Annotated in this window: 29 protein-coding genes; 21 read left to right on the top strand and 8 right to left on the bottom strand. The window is 37.5% G+C overall.

Features of this window, described 5'->3' with window-relative positions:
• Positions 1-185 precede the first annotated feature (185 nt).
• The 21 genes from BXY58_RS03040 to BXY58_RS02945 all read left to right on the top strand — a co-directional run bounded on the left by BXY58_RS03040 (position 186) and on the right by BXY58_RS02945 (position 11,160).
• The gene (locus BXY58_RS03040) at positions 186-2,237 is read left to right on the top strand and encodes a hypothetical protein (RefSeq protein WP_120212320.1); all 2,052 of its coding nucleotides are present in this window, start codon (positions 186-188) and stop codon (positions 2,235-2,237) included.
• Entirely contained in the window at positions 2,230-3,174 is a 945-nt protein-coding gene (locus BXY58_RS03035) for an AAA family ATPase (RefSeq protein ID WP_120212319.1), read from the top strand. Before BXY58_RS03040 ends, BXY58_RS03035 begins: the two co-directional genes overlap by 8 nt.
• Entirely contained in the window at positions 3,174-3,794 is a 621-nt protein-coding gene (locus tag BXY58_RS03030) for an ATP-binding protein (protein ID WP_120212318.1), read from the top strand. Before BXY58_RS03035 ends, BXY58_RS03030 begins: the two co-directional genes overlap by 1 nt.
• An 11-nt stretch (positions 3,795-3,805) precedes the next feature.
• Positions 3,806-4,066 carry a hypothetical protein gene (locus tag BXY58_RS03025; RefSeq protein ID WP_120212317.1) on the top strand — a complete coding sequence of 87 codons (261 nt, stop codon included), beginning with the start codon at positions 3,806-3,808 and terminating at the stop codon, positions 4,064-4,066.
• Between the two features lie 32 nt (positions 4,067-4,098).
• Positions 4,099-4,287 (top strand): hypothetical protein, encoded by a 189-nt coding sequence (locus tag BXY58_RS03020; RefSeq protein ID WP_147366791.1) that lies wholly within the window; start codon positions 4,099-4,101, stop codon positions 4,285-4,287.
• 2 nt (positions 4,288-4,289) lie between these two features.
• Complete coding sequence (locus BXY58_RS03015; RefSeq protein ID WP_120212315.1) at positions 4,290-4,511, top strand: hypothetical protein; 222 nt, start codon at positions 4,290-4,292, stop codon at positions 4,509-4,511.
• Positions 4,511-4,684 (top strand): hypothetical protein, encoded by a 174-nt coding sequence (locus BXY58_RS16885; protein WP_170144182.1) that lies wholly within the window; start codon positions 4,511-4,513, stop codon positions 4,682-4,684. The genes BXY58_RS03015 and BXY58_RS16885 overlap by 1 nt, the downstream gene beginning before the upstream one ends.
• The gene (locus BXY58_RS03010) at positions 4,681-4,923 is read left to right on the top strand and encodes a hypothetical protein (RefSeq protein WP_120212314.1); all 243 of its coding nucleotides are present in this window, start codon (positions 4,681-4,683) and stop codon (positions 4,921-4,923) included. The genes BXY58_RS16885 and BXY58_RS03010 overlap by 4 nt, the downstream gene beginning before the upstream one ends.
• Positions 4,924-4,926: 3 nt before the next feature.
• Complete coding sequence (locus BXY58_RS03005; RefSeq protein ID WP_120212313.1) at positions 4,927-5,592, top strand: DUF3164 family protein; 666 nt, start codon at positions 4,927-4,929, stop codon at positions 5,590-5,592.
• Positions 5,593-5,594: 2 nt separating this feature from the next.
• Positions 5,595-5,891 carry a hypothetical protein gene (locus tag BXY58_RS17040; RefSeq protein WP_221408284.1) on the top strand — a complete coding sequence of 99 codons (297 nt, stop codon included), beginning with the start codon at positions 5,595-5,597 and terminating at the stop codon, positions 5,889-5,891.
• A 59-nt stretch (positions 5,892-5,950) separates the two neighbouring features.
• Positions 5,951-6,406 carry a hypothetical protein gene (locus BXY58_RS02995; protein ID WP_120212312.1) on the top strand — a complete coding sequence of 152 codons (456 nt, stop codon included), beginning with the start codon at positions 5,951-5,953 and terminating at the stop codon, positions 6,404-6,406.
• 162 nt (positions 6,407-6,568) lie between these two features.
• On the top strand, positions 6,569-7,189 hold the full coding sequence (locus BXY58_RS02990) for a DUF2786 domain-containing protein (RefSeq protein WP_120212311.1): 621 nt from the start codon (positions 6,569-6,571) through the stop codon (positions 7,187-7,189).
• 3 nt (positions 7,190-7,192) lie between these two features.
• Complete coding sequence (locus BXY58_RS02985; protein ID WP_120212310.1) at positions 7,193-7,561, top strand: conserved phage C-terminal domain-containing protein; 369 nt, start codon at positions 7,193-7,195, stop codon at positions 7,559-7,561.
• Positions 7,479-8,408 carry a hypothetical protein gene (locus BXY58_RS02980; protein ID WP_170144181.1) on the top strand — a complete coding sequence of 310 codons (930 nt, stop codon included), beginning with the start codon at positions 7,479-7,481 and terminating at the stop codon, positions 8,406-8,408. Before BXY58_RS02985 ends, BXY58_RS02980 begins: the two co-directional genes overlap by 83 nt.
• Positions 8,389-8,613: a hypothetical protein gene (locus BXY58_RS02975; RefSeq protein ID WP_229728378.1), complete on the top strand. Its 225-nt coding sequence runs from the start codon at positions 8,389-8,391 to the stop codon at positions 8,611-8,613. Before BXY58_RS02980 ends, BXY58_RS02975 begins: the two co-directional genes overlap by 20 nt.
• A 78-nt stretch (positions 8,614-8,691) precedes the next feature.
• Positions 8,692-8,901 carry a hypothetical protein gene (locus BXY58_RS02970; protein ID WP_120212307.1) on the top strand — a complete coding sequence of 70 codons (210 nt, stop codon included), beginning with the start codon at positions 8,692-8,694 and terminating at the stop codon, positions 8,899-8,901.
• Between the two features lie 747 nt (positions 8,902-9,648).
• Entirely contained in the window at positions 9,649-9,933 is a 285-nt protein-coding gene (locus BXY58_RS02965) for a hypothetical protein (RefSeq protein WP_120212306.1), read from the top strand.
• A gap of 53 nt (positions 9,934-9,986) precedes the next feature.
• The gene (locus BXY58_RS02960) at positions 9,987-10,196 is read left to right on the top strand and encodes a helix-turn-helix domain-containing protein (RefSeq protein WP_120212305.1); all 210 of its coding nucleotides are present in this window, start codon (positions 9,987-9,989) and stop codon (positions 10,194-10,196) included.
• A 4-nt stretch (positions 10,197-10,200) separates the two neighbouring features.
• The gene (locus BXY58_RS02955) at positions 10,201-10,737 is read left to right on the top strand and encodes a hypothetical protein (RefSeq protein ID WP_147366790.1); all 537 of its coding nucleotides are present in this window, start codon (positions 10,201-10,203) and stop codon (positions 10,735-10,737) included.
• Between the two features lie 43 nt (positions 10,738-10,780).
• A complete protein-coding gene (locus BXY58_RS02950) occupies positions 10,781-10,966 on the top strand; it encodes a hypothetical protein (RefSeq protein WP_120212303.1) in 186 nt (61 codons plus the stop codon).
• A 2-nt stretch (positions 10,967-10,968) separates the two neighbouring features.
• On the top strand, positions 10,969-11,160 hold the full coding sequence (locus BXY58_RS02945; protein WP_120212302.1) for a hypothetical protein: 192 nt from the start codon (positions 10,969-10,971) through the stop codon (positions 11,158-11,160).
• Here the strand turns inward: BXY58_RS02945 and BXY58_RS02940 are convergent.
• The 8 genes from BXY58_RS02940 to BXY58_RS02905 all read right to left on the bottom strand — a co-directional run bounded on the left by BXY58_RS02940 (position 11,157) and on the right by BXY58_RS02905 (position 17,513).
• Complete coding sequence (locus BXY58_RS02940) at positions 11,157-12,425, bottom strand: phage minor head protein (RefSeq protein WP_120212301.1); 1,269 nt, start codon at positions 12,423-12,425, stop codon at positions 11,157-11,159. The genes BXY58_RS02945 and BXY58_RS02940 overlap by 4 nt on opposite strands.
• Before the next feature lie 68 nt (positions 12,426-12,493).
• Entirely contained in the window at positions 12,494-13,720 is a 1,227-nt protein-coding gene (locus BXY58_RS02935; protein ID WP_120212300.1) for a phage portal protein family protein, read from the bottom strand.
• 11 nt (positions 13,721-13,731) lie between these two features.
• Positions 13,732-14,220 (bottom strand): phage morphogenesis protein, encoded by a 489-nt coding sequence (locus BXY58_RS02930; RefSeq protein WP_120212299.1) that lies wholly within the window; start codon positions 14,218-14,220, stop codon positions 13,732-13,734.
• Positions 14,220-14,648, bottom strand: a complete 429-nt coding sequence (locus BXY58_RS02925) for a phage protein Gp36 family protein (RefSeq protein ID WP_120212298.1) — start codon at positions 14,646-14,648, stop codon at positions 14,220-14,222. Before BXY58_RS02925 ends, BXY58_RS02930 begins: the two co-directional genes overlap by 1 nt.
• Positions 14,649-14,650: 2 nt before the next feature.
• Positions 14,651-15,127 (bottom strand): hypothetical protein, encoded by a 477-nt coding sequence (locus BXY58_RS02920; RefSeq protein WP_120212297.1) that lies wholly within the window; start codon positions 15,125-15,127, stop codon positions 14,651-14,653.
• Complete coding sequence (locus BXY58_RS02915) at positions 15,124-16,677, bottom strand: hypothetical protein (protein ID WP_120212296.1); 1,554 nt, start codon at positions 16,675-16,677, stop codon at positions 15,124-15,126. Before BXY58_RS02915 ends, BXY58_RS02920 begins: the two co-directional genes overlap by 4 nt.
• Entirely contained in the window at positions 16,678-17,199 is a 522-nt protein-coding gene (locus BXY58_RS02910) for a terminase gpP N-terminus-related DNA-binding protein (protein ID WP_120212295.1), read from the bottom strand.
• Complete coding sequence (locus BXY58_RS02905; RefSeq protein ID WP_229728377.1) at positions 17,199-17,513, bottom strand: oxidase; 315 nt, start codon at positions 17,511-17,513, stop codon at positions 17,199-17,201. Before BXY58_RS02905 ends, BXY58_RS02910 begins: the two co-directional genes overlap by 1 nt.
• Positions 17,514-17,536 lie beyond the last annotated feature (23 nt).

The following is a 17,536-nucleotide window of genomic DNA, read 5'->3' as shown; positions in this document are numbered from 1 at the left end:
AGAGACGAATGTAAGTAGCTTATGTGAAACGAACCGGAATCGTGAAGCAACCGGAGACATCTTGGAAAGAATAGTGATATGACAAGACAGACAGGTATTAGTTCACTAAACGGCAAAAGCATTCTGACAATTGGAAAGACAGTTGACCGCTGGGAAAGACCAGCATTTTTAAAAGTATTTTAAATATGTATAAATTCTTTCAAAACACTTTAACGATCCCTGCAAAGGCTTTGTATGACGATTTGGACGTAATGTCTAAGTCCAACTACGATAAGCAGTGCCGGATTGGTAAAATCAACAGAGTCAGAACCGGTGGCGGTTTGGATAATACTGCTTTGATAGAATTTGACAGCATCCCGGAAAGGTTCAAGGTTCAGATCGTTAAAAAGCTTGGATATCCACCAAAGAAAAATACTCAGAATCTTATCCTGAACTATTACAAAGATGATTATGAGGCTCAGGATTTCTATGCTAATTATCTTCTGGATGATTACCGAACACTTCCCGGAGATACTCAAAAAGAATACACGATAAACGCACAGATGCTTACGGCTCTGGACGATTATATCAAAAATATGGTGACTTTCCGCAAGTCCCGAGGTGGAAAAGCTGCACTTACAAAAATTTGGGAAGATGCAGCTCTTTCATCCGAAGATGTGAAAGAACAAATCGGTCACTCGCTTCCAAAATCAGTGAGAAGGTTGAAAGAGAAATTGGAAGAGTTCAAGAAAGAAGGTTATTCGGCATTGATCTCTGAGAACTTCGGAAATAAGAAAGCTGTCAAAGTAAAAGACAGCCAGCAGGAGGCAACACTTCGCCAATTGTTGAGAGATCACAGGAATTTGGACAATGAGCAAATCTGTAACATTTATAATACAGTAGCGAAAATCCAACAATGGTCAGAACTATCGGCTTCAACAGTTGGAAACTATAGAACAAAATGGAATCTACTAACAATCGCCGGAACCAAAGGCGTAAAAGCATTTGACAACAATGTTGCAATGCACGTTAAAAGAGTTGCGCCATCTTCACCGTTGCTTTTCTGGACGGTAGACGGCTGGGATGCAGAATTGTTGTATCAGAAAACGGGAACAGGTTTAAAAGGTCAGTCAGTTACAACCTATCACAACAGATTGACTATGGTGGTTGTACTAGATCCTTCCGTAAAATATCCGGTCGGTTATGCCATCGGAACGCAGGAAAACGCGGCATTAATCAAGTCAGCGCTTAGAAATGCAGTTCAGCACACGGAAGAGTTGTTCGGGAAAAAGCATAAAGTGTTACAGATCCAAGCGGATAACTACGCTAAGAAGGAAATGACTTCTTTTTACGAGATTCTATCTGACAAATTCACGCCTGCAAAGGTTGGAAATGCAAAATCTAAAGTCATTGAGCCGTGGTTCAAATACTTCAACAAAACATATTGCCAACTCGCACCAAACTGGAGCGGTCAAGGCGTAAAATCGAAATTACAGCCGAATGACGAGTATCTGAACAAAATCAGACATTCTTTTCCAGATCAGGAAGGCTGCACAATGCAACTGATTAGAATGATGGAAATGGAGCGTGAAAGATTGCGAGATCAATACATTCAGGCTTACGAAGAAATGCCTTCTGATGCTAAAAAAGCAATCACTCAACAGGAATACCTGCAACATTTCGGAGAAACAACAGGTTTCACAAACAGAGTTTCTCACAATGGGTTACACGTTGCGATCAATGGAAAGAAATTGGAGTTTGACAGCTTCGATGTTAATTTCAGAATGCACGCACACCTCGATTGGACTATCAAATTTGATTCAAATAATCTGAATGAGGTTCTTGCCTACAACGAAGAGAAAAATATCTCTTTTATGCTATCTCAGAAGTTTGTTCAGCCGATGGCGCTCTATGATAGAAAGGAAGGCGATTCGGAAGAGTTGGCAAAAGTAGGACAGTTCAACAAAGCTACTAAGGAATTGATTATCGATTCAGTTGTTGAAGATTCTGCCACGGTAAATCAGATGTTTATTCAGAATCCTGAACTGAACGACACGCTCGCAAAAATGCTTCTGGTTGACAGCAAAGGACAGCACAAAGACCAACGAAATGCCAAACGTCTGCAACCGGCTCAGAAGTTACTCAAAAAGCAGGAAAAACAGGAACAAAAACAGCAGGATCAAAGCTGGAACGCAGAACAAACAGAATACTTAACTAATAAAATTGACTTCACAAAATACCTAAAACAAGATGAATAAGAATACCAAAGACAGCATTATTGAAGCGCTTGAAGCTTGGATGAAGGAAAACGAATTTTCCGCCAATGAATTCTCTGTTAAATCTGGCGTTCCTTCAAATTATCTCTCTTATATGAGACGTAACCTTTACTCTCTACCGGTTGGAGATAAAGAAACCATAATTGATGACAAATATTTCAGAATGGTAGCTGAAGTTATCGGATTTAACTTCGATAACAGAATCATTTGGGAAGCAAGACAGACACCTCAATTTATGCAGATGATTTCTTATCTGGAAGATGCGAGAACTTTTGGATATACGACAATTATCATTGGCGAAACCGGAAGCGGCAAAACCTTCAGTTCCGATATTTTCGTTAAGTCCAATCCGAAAGATCTTTTCAAAGTAACGGTTGGTTCTATGGACACCATCGGAGATCTGCTTGATAAACTTGGTGCAGCTTTGAGAATCCCTTTGACCGGTTCAAAGTCCAAAAAGCTCAATGCTATTACCAAAGAACTTTTGAAGATGAAACTGGACGGTAGAACACCGACTCTGATCTTTGATGAGTCTGAATATATGAAGCAACCAACGCTTTGCAATATGAAGGAAATGTATGACCATCTAGTCGGAAAATGTGGACTTGTGATGATTGGGACGAATCAGCTAATCTCCAAGATTGAGCGATTGAAAAACAAAAATAAGGACGGAATGCCACAGTTCTACAGACGTATCAAATATAACATCCGTGAGCTACGTCCTATTGATACCAGATTTGAGCAGTTCCTTACGAGTCTCACCGACAAAAATCTAGTGAGATTCCTACAGAGTGAATGTCAGAACTATGGTGAGCTTAAAGATGTTCTACTTCCGGCAATGCGAGAAGCTCAGCGATTAGGTGAGCCATTGACCGAAAATCTGGTAAGAAAAATCCTTAACAGACCGAATGCAGCATAATGAAGAAAGCTTGGTCATCAACAGACCTGCTGGCGACCAAATACGATGAGATCAATTGGGATGGCGAATGGTTTGACAACTTCGATAATCCTGAAACTCGGGGTGTTTGGTCAGTGAGTGGAAGATCTGGAAACGGAAAAACAGCTTTTCTCCTGCAACTAGCAAAAGCATTGACAAAAGCAGGTTTAAAAGTTCTATATGATTCTATGGAAGAGGGTAATTCCAAAACAATGCAAAATGCTTGGAAATTGCACGGTATGGCGGATTGCGGTCGAAAATTACAGCTAGTACAAGAGAGCATTGAAGAGGTAGATGAGAGATTGAGTAAACGACAAAGCGCAGATGTGGTTTTCTTTGACAGTTTTCAGTACACAGATTTGAGCTGGAGAGAGTTTCTAGCATTCAAAAAAAAGCATCATAAAAAGCTTTTGATTTTCAATATGCAGATGGACGGTAACAAGATTATGGGAAAGACTGCCGATAGGGTGAATTTCGATGCTGATTTGAAAATTTGGGTAGAAGGTTTCAAAGCATTTTCCAAAGGTCGCTACTTCGGGAAGTTTTGGCAAGATGGATATACAATTTGGGATGAGGGCGCTGTAAATTATTGGGGTAAATAATAACAAAATATATGAAAAACGAAATACTATTTAAAGTTTTACAGCTTGACAGCATCTTTGGTCTATTGGATTGGACGGAAAGAGCCTTCATTCACCAGTACATCATTGGAAAATCAAAAACCCTGACTGAAAAAATATTGGATGCTTATGGTTTTATAGAGGATCACGATTGGGATGCTCCGGAAATGCGCTATATGGATGACAGGCTTTTATACTTCAAACACAATGGCGAGTGGCTTCTAATAGCAGAATATAAAAAATTAACAACATAGAAATGACTGCGATACAAATTATAGACGAGATAATGAAAAGAGTTTTAAGTATTCCGGCAAATGGAAGCTACTCCGAAACTTTAAAACTACAACAACAGGCACTAAAAGAATCCGAAAACTTGATATTACACGAACTGGAAAAGAAATATGATAAAGGCTATCAGGATGCGACGAAATTTTATGACGAAATGAAAGTAAGAAAACAACAAAAAGAAAACTGATTATGGCAAAGCAACAATTTAAAAACGGCGAAAAAGCAAAAGTGAACTGCACATTGTCACAGCTTTTATTACTCCAGATAACAGGACTGCAACCAGGTGACGAAATCTACATCGTCCGAAAAAGCTTCAGAGATAAAGACCGGGATTTTTACATCGTTAATCCAGAACCTCTGAAAACGGAAGGTCAAACCATTCCAGAAAATTACTTAACAAAAATTGAATAATGGACAACGAAATGTTCCCACCAACAGAGAAAGAGCTGGAAGACATCATCGCAGGCCTTAAAGCTCGACTAGAAGATGACAGTTACCAAGAAGAGTGGATAAAAATACACGATGAACTGATGTTCAGACAAAAACAATTACAAGAATTAACAAATACAAATAACGCACTATGACACATCAAGAATTTCAAGAACAACTAGAAAACCTAGTAGCAAACGCACCAAAAGACATCAAAGCTCTTATCCTAGTTAAAAACGAATTTCACTTTTCTAATGTTTTAATAGGCAGCCCTTTAGAAATTGCAACGCTTATTACGCTGGCTGGTTTCAAAACGCCAATCATTAAAGAAGTAGTGAAAGTAGCCAATAAAGGTTTGAAGAGTGATTATCTGAAAAATGAATTAAAAAAATAAGATATGACAACAATTGACATTGCACAGCTTACACCAGAGCAATTAGAAAACATCCAAGCCCAACTGGAGACGAAAAAAAAGGAAGCAAAAGCAAAATTACACGAAGATAAGAAAATCCTCAAAGGTCTCAAAAACGACTTTGTTCTCGCTAATGTAGATTTCTTCATCGATAAGAGAAACGACGTAGAAGAACGCATCGTGAAGATGTTTCAAGACTTGCAAAGCATTATCAAACTGGATGCAGAAATATTTGGAGACAAAAAAGCAGAGCAAGACAGCTACAGCCACACATTAGAAGACGGTTCTGCTTATATGCAAATCGGTTGGAACGTCTCGCCAACATTCAACGGCACCGAAGCGCACGGCATCAATCAACTGAAAGAATTTATGGCAGGATTGGCAGGCAACACAGATAACGAAAAATTGCTGATGAAGTTTTTGAACATCGCTTTGAAAACTGACAGCAAAGGCGATTACAACCCAAAAGCTGTAAGAGCATTAGACCAATTGAGAGCGGAAGCCAACAGCGAGGTTTTCAGTTCTGCAATGGACATCATCAATGAGGCGATGATTGATATCAGAACATCACGTTACGTGCGAGGCTACAAGATGGTAGATTTTGGCGACGGAATTATGAAGCGAGTTAATTTCAAATTCTCAATTGATTGATTATGGATGCGCTAATTATAACTATCGGAGTGATTTGCCTTGCAGGTGGTTTCTGTCTCGGAGCATTGGTTGTTTCTTACTGTGAAAATACAGCACCGCATTTAGTTGAAATGGAAGATTCTTACCAGCCAATAGAAACGGTTTGCTTAGATGATTTTGACAATTCTGCAAAACCATTGATTAAATATCTGGCTGAAAACCATCATCCACACACGACAGTAATTGTCACCAATAACAATGCACAATTACTGGAAGGCATCACTTCTACAGGAGAAATTACAGAATTTTTAAAAGATTAATCCCTAACGGTTTCTCGGAGGTTCGATTCCTCCGATGGGAACAAACAAAATTAATAGATATGACCCCAACACAAGAACTCAACAGCTATCTGGTGCGCAAAAATCCACAAACTGTGGCCGTGCTAATCGATAGCATCACCAATCACAGAACTACCGCTGTAGAAGACCTTACCAATTCAGAAATCGGAACGCTTTTACAAATCTTCCGTCCAAAGACCATTGAAGAGAAAGCCAATGCGCTGGTAGATGAAGCCATTATGAAGCAATGGCGCTCCAACATCATTGCACTGGCAGAACGAACCGGGATTAAAAAGCTCGGACAATGGTCGGAGTTCAATAACTGGATGCTCCTTTCATCAGTCTTTAAAAAGCATTTAAACGCTCACAGTCTGGAAGAGTTGAAAGCCCTTTATCAACAGTTGAGAGGCGTGGAAAGAAACAACGAGCGATCCGCCAGCAAGACAATGACAAAGGCTTGGTGGAAAAAGGCGGAAGATAACAAAGCGTGGAACTGATGCAGGCGCTCGAGATAATGAGAATCTACAAGGCTCTCAAATACGAAAGAATCAGCCTGAAAACGGCTTACGCCAGATTAGATAAAGTATTAAACAACCAACGGTCATCTAGCACCAATATATATACTGGTGCTAGATGACAGTAATATAAAATTAATAGATATGAATAACGAAATAAAAGATAAAATTTCCAAAGTTTTAGAATTGGTCAATCAAGGTGTTGACGGAGAAAAAGATGCCGCCAAGAATGCACTCAACAGGTTAATGAAAAAATATAACCTGTCAGACGAAGATTTGGCAAACATAAAGATGAAACATTATTTTTTTAAGTATAAAACGAATCTTGATATGATGCTTTTCCAGCAGATTCTAAGTTACTTTTTTCCCGGACAAAACTTCCGTGTTGTGAGATACACAGCAGCCAAAAAAGAATTAAGAATTGAGCTTGAATATTTGGATTGGGTGACTCTTGATAGTGCCTATGAGTATTTCCGCAGACACGCAGCGAAACAATTTTCAGATTTTTGTTTGCCACACATCAAACGTTGCAGAACTACCAAAACCAAAAATGCTAAAAGAGCTGAACTGCAAGATGCTTTTTTCACAAAGTATGTCATCGCATCAAAAATCTATCATCCTGACCAAGTAACCGAAAGGCGTTATTCTGATATGAGTAATAAAGAAATAGAAGCATTGAACAAACGAGCTGCTATTCTGGGTAATGTGGAAGGTGGACAGTATCACACGCAAGTTGCTAAGGAAACTTTAAAAATTGGAATATAAAAGATGAATGAAAACATCACACCCCCAGAAATAGAAATCTTAGAATACCTCAATGAATTAGCAGGTAAAAGATTCAAGCCTATAAAGAGCAATCTGGCTCCAATAAAGGCAAGGCTAAAAGATGGTTACACAATCCAGGAACTCAAAGAGATTGTACAGGTTAAAACGCTGGATTGGAAAAACAATGAAGTGATGAACCAACATCTTTGTCCAACTACGCTTTTCAGACCAAGCAATACAGAAAAGTATCTCAACTACATTTTGACAATCAAAGAAAATCCGAAGCAATATGCAAAATACTTCGCAAAGCTTAACAAAACAAGAACTACAGCAAACAACGCTGACGATCTTAGAGAGATGTACGGAGACTAAAGTTGGTGAAAAACCAATGCCTCCAGAGCAAGTCAAAAAAAAAGTATTCAATGAGCTGGTAAAATTGGAGCGAAATATGAGCGTGGCTGACAGCATCATCAACAGTCCGCTCATCGCTACACAGGGCAAGAAAATAAACGTTGTTTCACAGATTATCAGAATCATAGAATTCTTCTTGGAAATAACCGGAAAAGAGCTGGAAGGCTACCAAATCCAAGTCCTTGCTGGCGATATCTATGAGAAATTTAAAACCGATTCTTTGGAAGATGTCGTCCTTATGTTCAAAATGGCAAGACAGGGCGAATTTGGCAAGGTTTACAAGTGCGATACTTTTGAAATAATGGATTGGGCAAACAAGTATCTTGATTACAAATCTGCAACTAGGGAACGGCTCATTTTGAAAAAGAAGAAAAAGCAAGAACCGGAAGTGATAACAGGAAAAAGCTTTCACGAACTGCCGAAAGAGTTACAAGAGAAATTTAGTAAAATAGGCAAATCCCGGCTTATCACAAGAAAAGCATCAGATATGATGACCACTGAGAAAACCCTCCGAGACTTAGAAAAGCCAAAGGAAAAACAAGAGGTTTTAAAAACAGAAAAATCGGAAGCCCTTTTCAGTTATGAAGCTTTTCTCAAAAATTTGAGTGAGACTGTTGGAAAGATGTATGACGAAGCTTTGCATAAAGCATTTGAAAACACAACACAATCAACGCATCCCGAAGTTTGGGAAATCCTTAATACAGAGATAGAACTTAGAAAAACCCAAAAAGAACTTAATGATAAATCTAACAGAAAAACCGCCAGATCTAGTAAAGATGGAAATAAAAATGCACATCCCACAAACTGAAATCTTTGAGTTTCTCCAAAAAAAGGGTTATGAAATCAAAGGTTTTGCAATCATCAATCCAGCTGTTGAAGAGTTTTTATTAAGCGAGCCGGCATTTATCTGGCACACTTTCACTGCGACGAAAGAAAGTGAAGTGCAAAGTCGAGATAACCAATACTTAAAAGTATTTGAAAGCGAGATTAAAGCTTTATTAAAGGACTTTTAATCTATGTCTCCAACATCAATGTCGGAGACATACGTATAACCGTAATAAAAACAACTTAATCAATATTAAATTTACATAATGGACTTTCCAACAGAATTTAAAATATTTCAGCAAAGCGATATCATCGATGATTTTATGACTCATCTTCTTAACGGATCAATGGGAATTGCAATGGCAAGAGATTGGTTTTATCGCCGCGAAGGCAATACAATTATTTTTACATTAAAACCCGGACATACACCCAAATTGGATGTGCTGATTTGGTTCGGATTTTATACAAGGGATTAAGGAGGATTTGCAAATACAATATCAAACAAAATCGTATCAAAAAAGTATTAGAAAAGTATTACATTTTTTTTTCGAAAACCTGTATTTGTTAATGCAGAGTATGTTTTTGGGGATTTTGTTTTGTTGTTTTGTTGCATATTTGGTTTATGCAACAACGGAAAAGGCGCCATTTCTTAAAGTTGTAAAAGTCGTACAAATCGTTTGTACAAATGGTTACGTAAATGTTGTTGTAATTGTATTACAATTTTAATACATTTTGTTTGGTTGATACAAAAATTTATGCTTATTTAGCTATAAGAAAAAGAAACTAAAACGCCCCACTAAGTGAGGCGCAAAAGTTAGAGAAAAATGGAGACTAGAATCTTCACCGCCAAATGAACAATTTCTAGAATTCCTTTTATGATCTCTACAACTTTTTTAAATTTCTCTGTTTTCATAACATTGAATTTAAAAAGTTAATACTAAAAAAGGTTCCCGATTATTCGGGAACTTTTATTTTCCCGAGAGAACTTTTTCAAAGATAGTAAACTATTGAGTTTCAAAAAAGAGTCAAATTTCATTTATCGCCATATTTCTGACAATCATCCGCAAAAGTTTTCCACATTAACTAGAAAGTATATTGTTTATTGAGTAATATAGATTCTGTAAACCCTTATTTCTCGTAAAGTCTACAAATTTTAATTAAACATATTGTAATAATATCAATTTTTAAACGTTAATTTTATTAAACACAAAAAGAACAAACAAATGAATTACGTTGATATTTTAAAGCAATTAGAGGAAAAGCGAGAGGATTTGCATTTTATAAAACAAAATCTTGAAGCAATTTTGGAAGAATTGACGAAATCAGAAATACCGAAAATTGCCTTGGAGGCTAAAGGAATGTTAAAAATCTCTCAAGTATCACAAGACCCGTACAATAAATTTGCCTTTAAGATTTATCACCCAACAGCGCTAATAAAGATTCATAAAATATTTGATGCTACAATTGATTTGCTAATTGAAAATACAAACATCTACAAAGAGTTATAAAATAAAGCGTTGCAAATTTGCAACGCTTTATTTATTTTTAGTATCTTTGCATTATGGAAACCAAAATACATCCGATTGTGAAACTAATTAATGTAGCATTACAGGAAAAAAAGATGACTGACTATGAAGCGGGAAAACAAGCTGGAATCAACAGAAGTACCGTCGGACGGATTTTGGCTGGTGAGAGTTCACCAACGTTGGACAAGCTCGAGGCTCTTGCCAAAGTTGCCGGTGTAGAAATAAAAGCAACCAAAACAAAATAACGCTATGAAAAAACTATTATTCTTTCTTTTGCTGTCTGGGATAGCTTTAGGTCAAAATTCGGTAAGTGATACAATTCTTGCCAACTCGAAAGCTAATATTTTTAAACTGGGAACTCACAAAGTCTATCTTGGCAATGCCGGTGATTTTAAATTTGAGAAAAATGCCGACGGTTTTAAGGCTTCAAATGGTAAGGTTGATATGTACGTCTATTACAGCAAGCTTTCGGAGCCAAGCAAGCAGGTAAAGGATGCGATGCTGGTTGTGAATAAATGTAAGGATGATGAGATTTCTTGCAGCATAAGTTTTGATGATTTGGACAATAGAACTTATTTCAATAATACATTCATCACGAAAAATCTGGTACTAAATGACTCTTATGTAGTTTACCTAAAGGATGGCGGCAGTATTGGTGTAAGTTTTAAAACGAAGGTTCCGGCAAAATATAATGATACAAAGGCGGAAATGGTGGACAGCTTCAGAAGTTTGATTAAAGACGGTTTAATTATCCGTGAAAATTATTACACAACTCATAAGCTGTAGCGCCAACTTGCAGGAATAAAACTAACTAATTATTTTTGTGCTAATGTCTGATAACTATAGATTTTTAGAACGAAATAAACAAGTTAGAATTTTCTTCGATAAGCTCGCAGAAAAGAATCCGGAATGGAGAATGGGAGCATTGGAGAAAAAAACAGCAGATCAGTTTTTTATTTCAGAAAGAACAGTTCGTTCAATCTTGAAAGGAAGTGGAATCTATCAAACAGCATAACAATGACACTAGACGAATTTTATACTGCAAAAAGCAAATTAAAAGCTCCTGAAAATCTTAATTTTCTTCAGGAGCGCAATTGGTATCGTGTTGAAGTTGAAAAACTGAAAGAACAATTATCAAAAGAGGATTTGGCAACGGTCAACGCCCGTCAAAATGACTGGCAGAAAAAAGTCGATTCCTCAATCAATTAAATCTCTTCCATTTCTATATGGATCGCTTCGCCATAGTCTGTGAAGCCTGTTACCTTAAATTTCTGACCGGCTTTAAATAATACTTCCTGTTCGTGCGGACTGGCTGATAATTTCGAAATCTTTGTCCCGGACTTTGATTTTACAGAAAAAGTGACATTTCCTTCAAAAGCTTCACTCTGATCTGTAGATGTTGACATAAATGTTTTCTCTGTATATGGTTTACCGTTTTCAAAAGCTTTCTTATACCCTTGCAAGACATTAGTATCATCCAGATATGTTCCACGGTAAGTCATTCCTACGTGTTTATCAGGGATGTCATCCAAAGCTTTATTGATCGTCTTTGTAATCCCTTTATAGAAATCATCTGTATAGCCACCTTTTTCGCTGATAAATGTTTCAAGACCTCGGTTGTATTTATTAATCGGATCGTAAAATTCACGACTATAAAAATTAACTGCTACAGATTGTTCTTTGTCAAGATTCGGATATGCATTTTCTTGATCCGGTCTTATTCTTTCAAAGGTGTTTTCAAAATCCTTATTGTGATGCAGATGGTTGTAATCAATTAACTTTCCGGCATCTTCTTTTTCATCTTTCGTTAGATTTTCCTCATAAGCAGAACCGCCAAATATCTTACCGCTATCAATCGGATTATTTTCAAACTCAATTTTGGTTTGAAATCCACCAGGAACATCGGTAACTTCATCATCAGTTTGCTCCAAGTCACAACGGCATCCCCAATCCAAAGGCGGAGTGTGCGATTTCCAAAACGGATCATTGAAAGGGCGGACAGTTCCGTCGAGAACTTTATGCTCAGGACGTACCCTGCTATCATTTACGCTCACCAATTTCAGGTTAGGATATAATTCCACATTTTGCTCAAAATCTTTTAATTTTGAAGCCATATTGGCGACCGCAATCGTATGATGTCGTTCGGTTTCCAACCAACGGTAATTATAATCATCAGAAACCTTCAGGGCTTCTTTCTTAAAGTCGGATTTGCTGCGCAGATGTTTCCCGTCAGTCAAAAGCGCTTCTACCTCTTTTTTGAAAGATGTCTCTTTAAAAGCGGAAAACTCGGCAATGTTGTCTTTTAATGATTTCGCCAGATCTTCATCATAGAAATCTAAGTCCGGACTATAGCCGACATCAACAGCCTTCGAAAGTTTCTCATTGTAGAAACTCCAAAGCTTCTGCCTGGTTACAAAAGAAACATTCTTTTCGTTGAAAAGTTCCTCCAGATAATCCTCAATAAGCCTGCTCAAACTGAAATCAGCGACCAGCTTAACCGGTTCGTGATTGCATTTGGATTTGTAATGGAGTTTGAGCAGGCTTAAAGCTTTCCCTGAGCTGGCTCCTTTTTCTTTCCGGATTCTGGCATACTTTCGATTTCAGAACCGTAAGTTTCTTCGAGATAACTTTGTTTAAGAACGATTCCAGCATTCATCAGTTCTTTGTCTATCTTGATCTGCTCGTTCGGGTCTTTGGTCTGAGAAACGGTTATTTTAAACCCTTCAGGAATATTATATCCTATGGCTCTCATTGCAGGAACAATCTGATGATTTAGGATTGAAAGTATTTTCTTTTCATCTCCGAAAATAAGCTCTTTCAAAGTATTCTCGTGAACATTTCCCTGTGCTTTGCTGGCTCCGTTTTCGGTGGTCATTGTCTGATGCAAAACCAGTTTGGAAAGCTCAGCATCCAAAGCCTTAATTTTTTGATAAAACACATTGAAGGCATCGGCTTTAGTATTTTCTTTTATCTCAACTTCTGTCCCGATTGGAAAAACACCATAAGCAGCGGAACCCATTTCTTCTAGCCACCCAGCTACTTCTTTTTTTACAGCCTCAGACTGAGAAGCAACCTTTGCAATCCTGATCGGAATGCCGAATAATTCCTCGAATTCGTCCCAGCTTCCCCAGGAATGTCGTTTGAGAATCGTATAAGGCGCTGCTTTCTCTAACAATCCAACAGGATCATACATCTGGCAATAGATCAGTGTCGGAAATAAATCTTTGTAATAAAGACCTTTGTTTAGTTCAAACTCAGAAAGAAGCATTCCAAGCTCCGGAACCACGAGACGGCGGTCGATGAGTTCAACGTCATTAATTTGTCCTTTCTTGTAATCCTTCAACCAAAGAAGGGAATAACCTCTGTAAGTTGATTTATGAGTTTCTTCCAATATTGTTTCAAACCACGGTTTATCTTTGATGTATTCTGTGCAGGTATCATCTTTTTTGCCTTCCTTATTGACAAAAATAAACTCTTTGTTTGTAGTTCTAAGTGTACGGTTTTCGGTGATACCAGTAAGATGACCATCCAGCATCACGTCATCATAAACCTCCTGCATTTGCCATGTTCTCGGCATCTCTACATTGTAGCGTGAGAGCCTTGCTGCCTGCCAGTGGTTAATCTCTTTTCTCCACAATTGTCTCGAACGCTTGATCTGATCCACCATAAACTTGGTAACCTTCTCAACATTATTTCTATCGCCTCCGGAAAGCTTAATTGCGCTATTGAACAAGTTACCTCCGATAGTAGCAGTCTGATGAAATTTCATAAATTTTATGTTTACTTTTTCAGAGCTTTATCCAGCTCCTTGATTAGTTTTTTTTTGATATTGTTCTCTAGTGTTTTGGACATTCCCATAAATTGACGTTTTGGCATTCCGTCCAATCCTTCATTATGTCTTTGACCGTATTTTTTGTAAGTGTAGAATGTGACACGTTGCCGGTTTCTTCTGGCACGAATGGAATTAATTAATTTATCACCGCCTGTGTCGTGTCCAACGAGAATCGCTCGCCCCTGTTCACGTTGCCCGAATTTGTTGAGACTTCCGGCAGCGCCAACCCGGTTTGTTTTGTATCTGGTCAAATCCCTGCCGTCTCTTTCGGTTTGTCTCTTTTTCCACGCCTTTTTTGTTCCGTCAACAAAACCCTGCGCCCGGAAGTTTCCTTTAATGAAATTCAGACCTTCAACTTCTATGATGATAGGAAGTTTATCCGGAATGACTTGCATCGCTTTGTTGAGTAGATTTTGAAGATCATCCAGTCCAGCCATTACCAGTGGTTTCTATAGGTTTTGTTACTTTTTAGTTTATAAAAGCCGACTTCTTTTTCTTTGCCGTCGTCACCGATTTCTTTTTTTGGAGGTAGATTTGCCTTCATTTCTCCGGCAGCAATTTTTTCCAGCCAGTTCATAGCTTCATTATAATCATCCGCTTCATCCTTGGGAACTCGCTTTCCTCTACGTTTTGGTATTTCATAAATGACCAAAGCCTTGAGATATTTAAGAAGCGTTTTGTTTCGATCATTACCTTCTTGGGAAAAAACCTCATCCATATTATAGTAGCTTCCCAGATAAGTAATCATTACATCGATGCATTCTTCGATTATATTTTTAACAATTTCATCATCACTGTTTGTGATAAGGTCAATGATTTCGATTGTTGAAACGGTATTTAATTCGGCTTTAACTAGAAATGGCATAACTAAGAAAGATTTAATTTTTGGTTGTGGTATTTTGGACTCAGGCGACGGTAAATCATTGTTTTGAAAGATTGTCTGTAACTCATCATCGGACTCATTGAGATATCTTCCGTTTCGTCTTCTGTCTGGTGCAATGGTTTGAATTGTTCACCTTTCAGGAATTGTAGTTTTTCGGCAATAGCGTCCAATAAGTCAATTTCTGTCAAACCATCATTAGGATCTGTAGTTTTGTTGTGCTGATGCATCCAACCGTCTTTACAATAAAAGATTACATCAATCAGTGTATTTCCTTCCTGATTTTGTTCGGTCATCGTTTCATACTTGATTGATGAAAGACGTATTAAAGCAGCTGTGTAATATTGACCGAAATCCTTTCCGTCATTTTCAAACTGTTTGCGGTACAAATCAACATATTCCAATTGTGGAATGGTTTTCAAAGCATCTTTGACCGCAATAAATAATTCTTTTCTTGGTGTCATATTCTTCTCCTTTTCTTTTTGCCGATCATTGGTTTGCTTGATGTACTTTGATTATCAGAATAACCGAAATAAGTCCTTCCAAGTCTTACGGCATTCTCCAATGTATCTGGAAAGTCGTCGTGTGCCTTAGTGCCTTTTTCAAATGATAATATTTGCTCCTGAGCAGTTTCCCAATCACTGGTATCCTTCAGTTCTTTTTTAATAGCTAAAAGTTTATTGAAAAAAACATCTGTCAATGTTGCTTCAATCCGGATATGCTTATCAGAATTTTGGTGATTAGGTAAAGGCACTGATGCAAATCTTTCTCTTTCGGCTGCCGAAAGCCAAGCCGTTTGAAAAATAGCGGCTTGTGATACAGTTGCATCATAGAATGAAAGAATTGAAACACCTTTCATTGCGTATTCTCGCATTTTGGCGTAATGCCATTCCATCGCTTCGGGTAAGTCACATTGCCGGCAAAAAACATCAAGTATATAAGCCTTCCCAGCTTTGAAGCCTACAACTGCGCAGGCTTTAAAATCTCCATTTCTGGTATAGGACAAATCCCAGTGAGCAATAACACCATCCCAAATAGTTTCCGTCGGAACATCTACATATTTGAGCCACTCCGCTTTAAAAAGTTTACCCTTTTCTATAGGGTTGTTGTAATCTTCTCTTTGTGAAGTGTAGTAATCGGTTTTTTTGTTGATTGTAATTACATCTTGTTTTGATAATCTTTGATGCCAACTCGGATTTCCTTTCTCATCTGAAAGATTGACAATGCTTTCGTCAAAATGGATTGAATTTTTATAAGCTTCTTTTATTCCATCAATCAGACCATTTTTCACAATGTAGTTGTTAGGAACTACCATTCTACCACGTCTCAAATGAAAAGCTTTTCCTAAATCACCAGTTACTTTTTCTGTGTTTTCTTGGATTAGGATTTGGTTTTTTGCTTGCTTTCTATCCTCGCAGTCATCAATTGACGCAAAATCAATTCTGTGCGCTCCTAATCTTAGACCTCTAAAAGGTTGGTTTAATCCTAGGCCTTTAAATATTCTCCCATCATTGGTTTGAAATTCACCATCAGACCAATTTCCATAATTGACCTGCATACCAAAATCTTTGATATACTTTTCATTATATTGTAAATGTGTTTGTAAATCTGAAAGTAACAAATTCGCAAAGTCCTGATTTCTGCCAACCAGAAGACCAAAATAAACTTCATTATTTTCCTTAAGATGGCAAATGTTACCTACATTAGTGTGTATTGATTTTGCAGAACCACGATACCATTTTCTTAATTGTACAACAAACGGATCATCAAAGATTCTTTCATAAGAAGATTGATGAAAATCGGCACAAGGAGCATCTGCCAACGACAGTGACACTCCAACGCCAAAATAATAATCAAAGAATTTTGTGTAATTCTCCGGTTTCAATAAAAATTTGATCCGCTCTTCCTGTTGTTCTGACGTTTCCGCCACAATAGAATTGAAAGTAAGCTCTTTAATCATTTTCGATTTCAGCTTGAAATTTTCCAGAGCGGTTTTAAATTCTGTAGCTGTCATCTAAATTAGAGTTTCAATATAATTGTCCTGAAGTGTACGAATAAGTTTAAGCGTTTGGAGATTTGTTTCTCTTTTGTTCCCGGTAGATTTAGCGACGATATCTGTAAACCAATCGATAAAGGAGTCAAAAGCTTCCATTGAATAAACCGCCTTCTTTTTATTATCGTCCATTTTATCCCAAGCAGCTGCCAGTTTTGAAATATCATCCGGCTTATAGATCATTTGCTTTCCTGACTTGATAGCTGCAACATTAGCACGGATCATTCCTTTGATTTCATTAGGTGAAATATTTTCAAGCTGTTTCTTTTCATCCCAATTATGAGTTTTTTTCCAACTTGTTAATGTTTTTACACCAACCTGAATTGTTTCAAACTCTGAAATAGATTGAAGAGAAAAGCCTCGGATATACAAAGCCTCAGCATCTTTTATCTTACGATCTCTTTCCGCATTACGCATTCTGCCCTGTTGTTTGACATCTTCTGTGTCAACCGTTTGAACGTCTATAACTTTTTTCTTTGCCATTAGCTTTTATATTTTCCGTCAACTTTTAATTTGCCTTCATCTGTGAAATAGACGTTTTTCACATCAACACCGTCATACTGTAGATTTTTCTTTGCTTCTATCAGGATAGGTGTAATGTCATCTTCATTCAACATCTGATCTATCCCGACACCTATTTCCGGATATTGTTTGTATTCGCCTTTGTAAGCCATAAGAATGTGTTTCTGATGCTGATTGTCGGAATCATCAATAACGAAATCGCCGTCTTTTATTTCCAGATCATCCGTGAACTTTAAGTCTTTCATATCCACAAAATTCGCTTCTATATATGTCATAAGAAATTTAGGAAACAACCATT

This window comes from Epilithonimonas arachidiradicis (genome assembly GCF_003610695.1).
Taxonomy (GTDB): domain Bacteria; phylum Bacteroidota; class Bacteroidia; order Flavobacteriales; family Weeksellaceae; genus Epilithonimonas; species Epilithonimonas arachidiradicis.
Note: the sequence above shows the minus strand (reverse complement) of the source record. Positions and strands in the feature narration are given on the sequence as shown.

What these genes read in the sequence shown, in the direction of transcription:
- BXY58_RS02915 (WP_120212296.1), bottom strand. Translation starts at nt 16,677, where the DNA reads ATGACAGCTACAGAATTTAAAACCGCTCTGGAAAATTTCAAGCTGAAA.
- BXY58_RS03025 (WP_120212317.1), top strand. Translation starts at nt 3,806, where the DNA reads ATGAAAAACGAAATACTATTTAAAGTTTTACAGCTTGACAGCATCTTT.
- BXY58_RS03035 (WP_120212319.1), top strand. Translation starts at nt 2,230, where the DNA reads ATGAATAAGAATACCAAAGACAGCATTATTGAAGCGCTTGAAGCTTGG.
- BXY58_RS03015 (WP_120212315.1), top strand. Translation starts at nt 4,290, where the DNA reads ATGGCAAAGCAACAATTTAAAAACGGCGAAAAAGCAAAAGTGAACTGC.
- BXY58_RS02935 (WP_120212300.1), bottom strand. Translation starts at nt 13,720, where the DNA reads ATGAAATTTCATCAGACTGCTACTATCGGAGGTAACTTGTTCAATAGC.
- BXY58_RS02960 (WP_120212305.1), top strand. Translation starts at nt 9,987, where the DNA reads ATGGAAACCAAAATACATCCGATTGTGAAACTAATTAATGTAGCATTA.
- BXY58_RS16885 (WP_170144182.1), top strand. Translation starts at nt 4,511, where the DNA reads ATGGACAACGAAATGTTCCCACCAACAGAGAAAGAGCTGGAAGACATC.
- BXY58_RS02925 (WP_120212298.1), bottom strand. Translation starts at nt 14,648, where the DNA reads ATGCCATTTCTAGTTAAAGCCGAATTAAATACCGTTTCAACAATCGAA.
- BXY58_RS02970 (WP_120212307.1), top strand. Translation starts at nt 8,692, where the DNA reads ATGGACTTTCCAACAGAATTTAAAATATTTCAGCAAAGCGATATCATC.
- BXY58_RS03020 (WP_147366791.1), top strand. Translation starts at nt 4,099, where the DNA reads ATGAAAAGAGTTTTAAGTATTCCGGCAAATGGAAGCTACTCCGAAACT.
- BXY58_RS02950 (WP_120212303.1), top strand. Translation starts at nt 10,781, where the DNA reads ATGTCTGATAACTATAGATTTTTAGAACGAAATAAACAAGTTAGAATT.
- BXY58_RS02945 (WP_120212302.1), top strand. Translation starts at nt 10,969, where the DNA reads ATGACACTAGACGAATTTTATACTGCAAAAAGCAAATTAAAAGCTCCT.
- BXY58_RS02965 (WP_120212306.1), top strand. Translation starts at nt 9,649, where the DNA reads ATGAATTACGTTGATATTTTAAAGCAATTAGAGGAAAAGCGAGAGGAT.
- BXY58_RS02930 (WP_120212299.1), bottom strand. Translation starts at nt 14,220, where the DNA reads ATGGCTGGACTGGATGATCTTCAAAATCTACTCAACAAAGCGATGCAA.
- BXY58_RS02980 (WP_170144181.1), top strand. Translation starts at nt 7,479, where the DNA reads ATGCAAAATACTTCGCAAAGCTTAACAAAACAAGAACTACAGCAAACA.
- BXY58_RS02990 (WP_120212311.1), top strand. Translation starts at nt 6,569, where the DNA reads ATGAATAACGAAATAAAAGATAAAATTTCCAAAGTTTTAGAATTGGTC.
- BXY58_RS02985 (WP_120212310.1), top strand. Translation starts at nt 7,193, where the DNA reads ATGAATGAAAACATCACACCCCCAGAAATAGAAATCTTAGAATACCTC.
- BXY58_RS02920 (WP_120212297.1), bottom strand. Translation starts at nt 15,127, where the DNA reads ATGACACCAAGAAAAGAATTATTTATTGCGGTCAAAGATGCTTTGAAA.
- BXY58_RS03030 (WP_120212318.1), top strand. Translation starts at nt 3,174, where the DNA reads ATGAAGAAAGCTTGGTCATCAACAGACCTGCTGGCGACCAAATACGAT.
- BXY58_RS02955 (WP_147366790.1), top strand. Translation starts at nt 10,201, where the DNA reads ATGAAAAAACTATTATTCTTTCTTTTGCTGTCTGGGATAGCTTTAGGT.
- BXY58_RS02910 (WP_120212295.1), bottom strand. Translation starts at nt 17,199, where the DNA reads ATGGCAAAGAAAAAAGTTATAGACGTTCAAACGGTTGACACAGAAGAT.
- BXY58_RS03040 (WP_120212320.1), top strand. Translation starts at nt 186, where the DNA reads ATGTATAAATTCTTTCAAAACACTTTAACGATCCCTGCAAAGGCTTTG.
- BXY58_RS17040 (WP_221408284.1), top strand. Translation starts at nt 5,595, where the DNA reads ATGGATGCGCTAATTATAACTATCGGAGTGATTTGCCTTGCAGGTGGT.
- BXY58_RS02975 (WP_229728378.1), top strand. Translation starts at nt 8,389, where the DNA reads ATGCACATCCCACAAACTGAAATCTTTGAGTTTCTCCAAAAAAAGGGT.
- BXY58_RS03010 (WP_120212314.1), top strand. Translation starts at nt 4,681, where the DNA reads ATGACACATCAAGAATTTCAAGAACAACTAGAAAACCTAGTAGCAAAC.
- BXY58_RS03005 (WP_120212313.1), top strand. Translation starts at nt 4,927, where the DNA reads ATGACAACAATTGACATTGCACAGCTTACACCAGAGCAATTAGAAAAC.
- BXY58_RS02905 (WP_229728377.1), bottom strand. Translation starts at nt 17,513, where the DNA reads ATGACATATATAGAAGCGAATTTTGTGGATATGAAAGACTTAAAGTTC.
- BXY58_RS02995 (WP_120212312.1), top strand. Translation starts at nt 5,951, where the DNA reads ATGACCCCAACACAAGAACTCAACAGCTATCTGGTGCGCAAAAATCCA.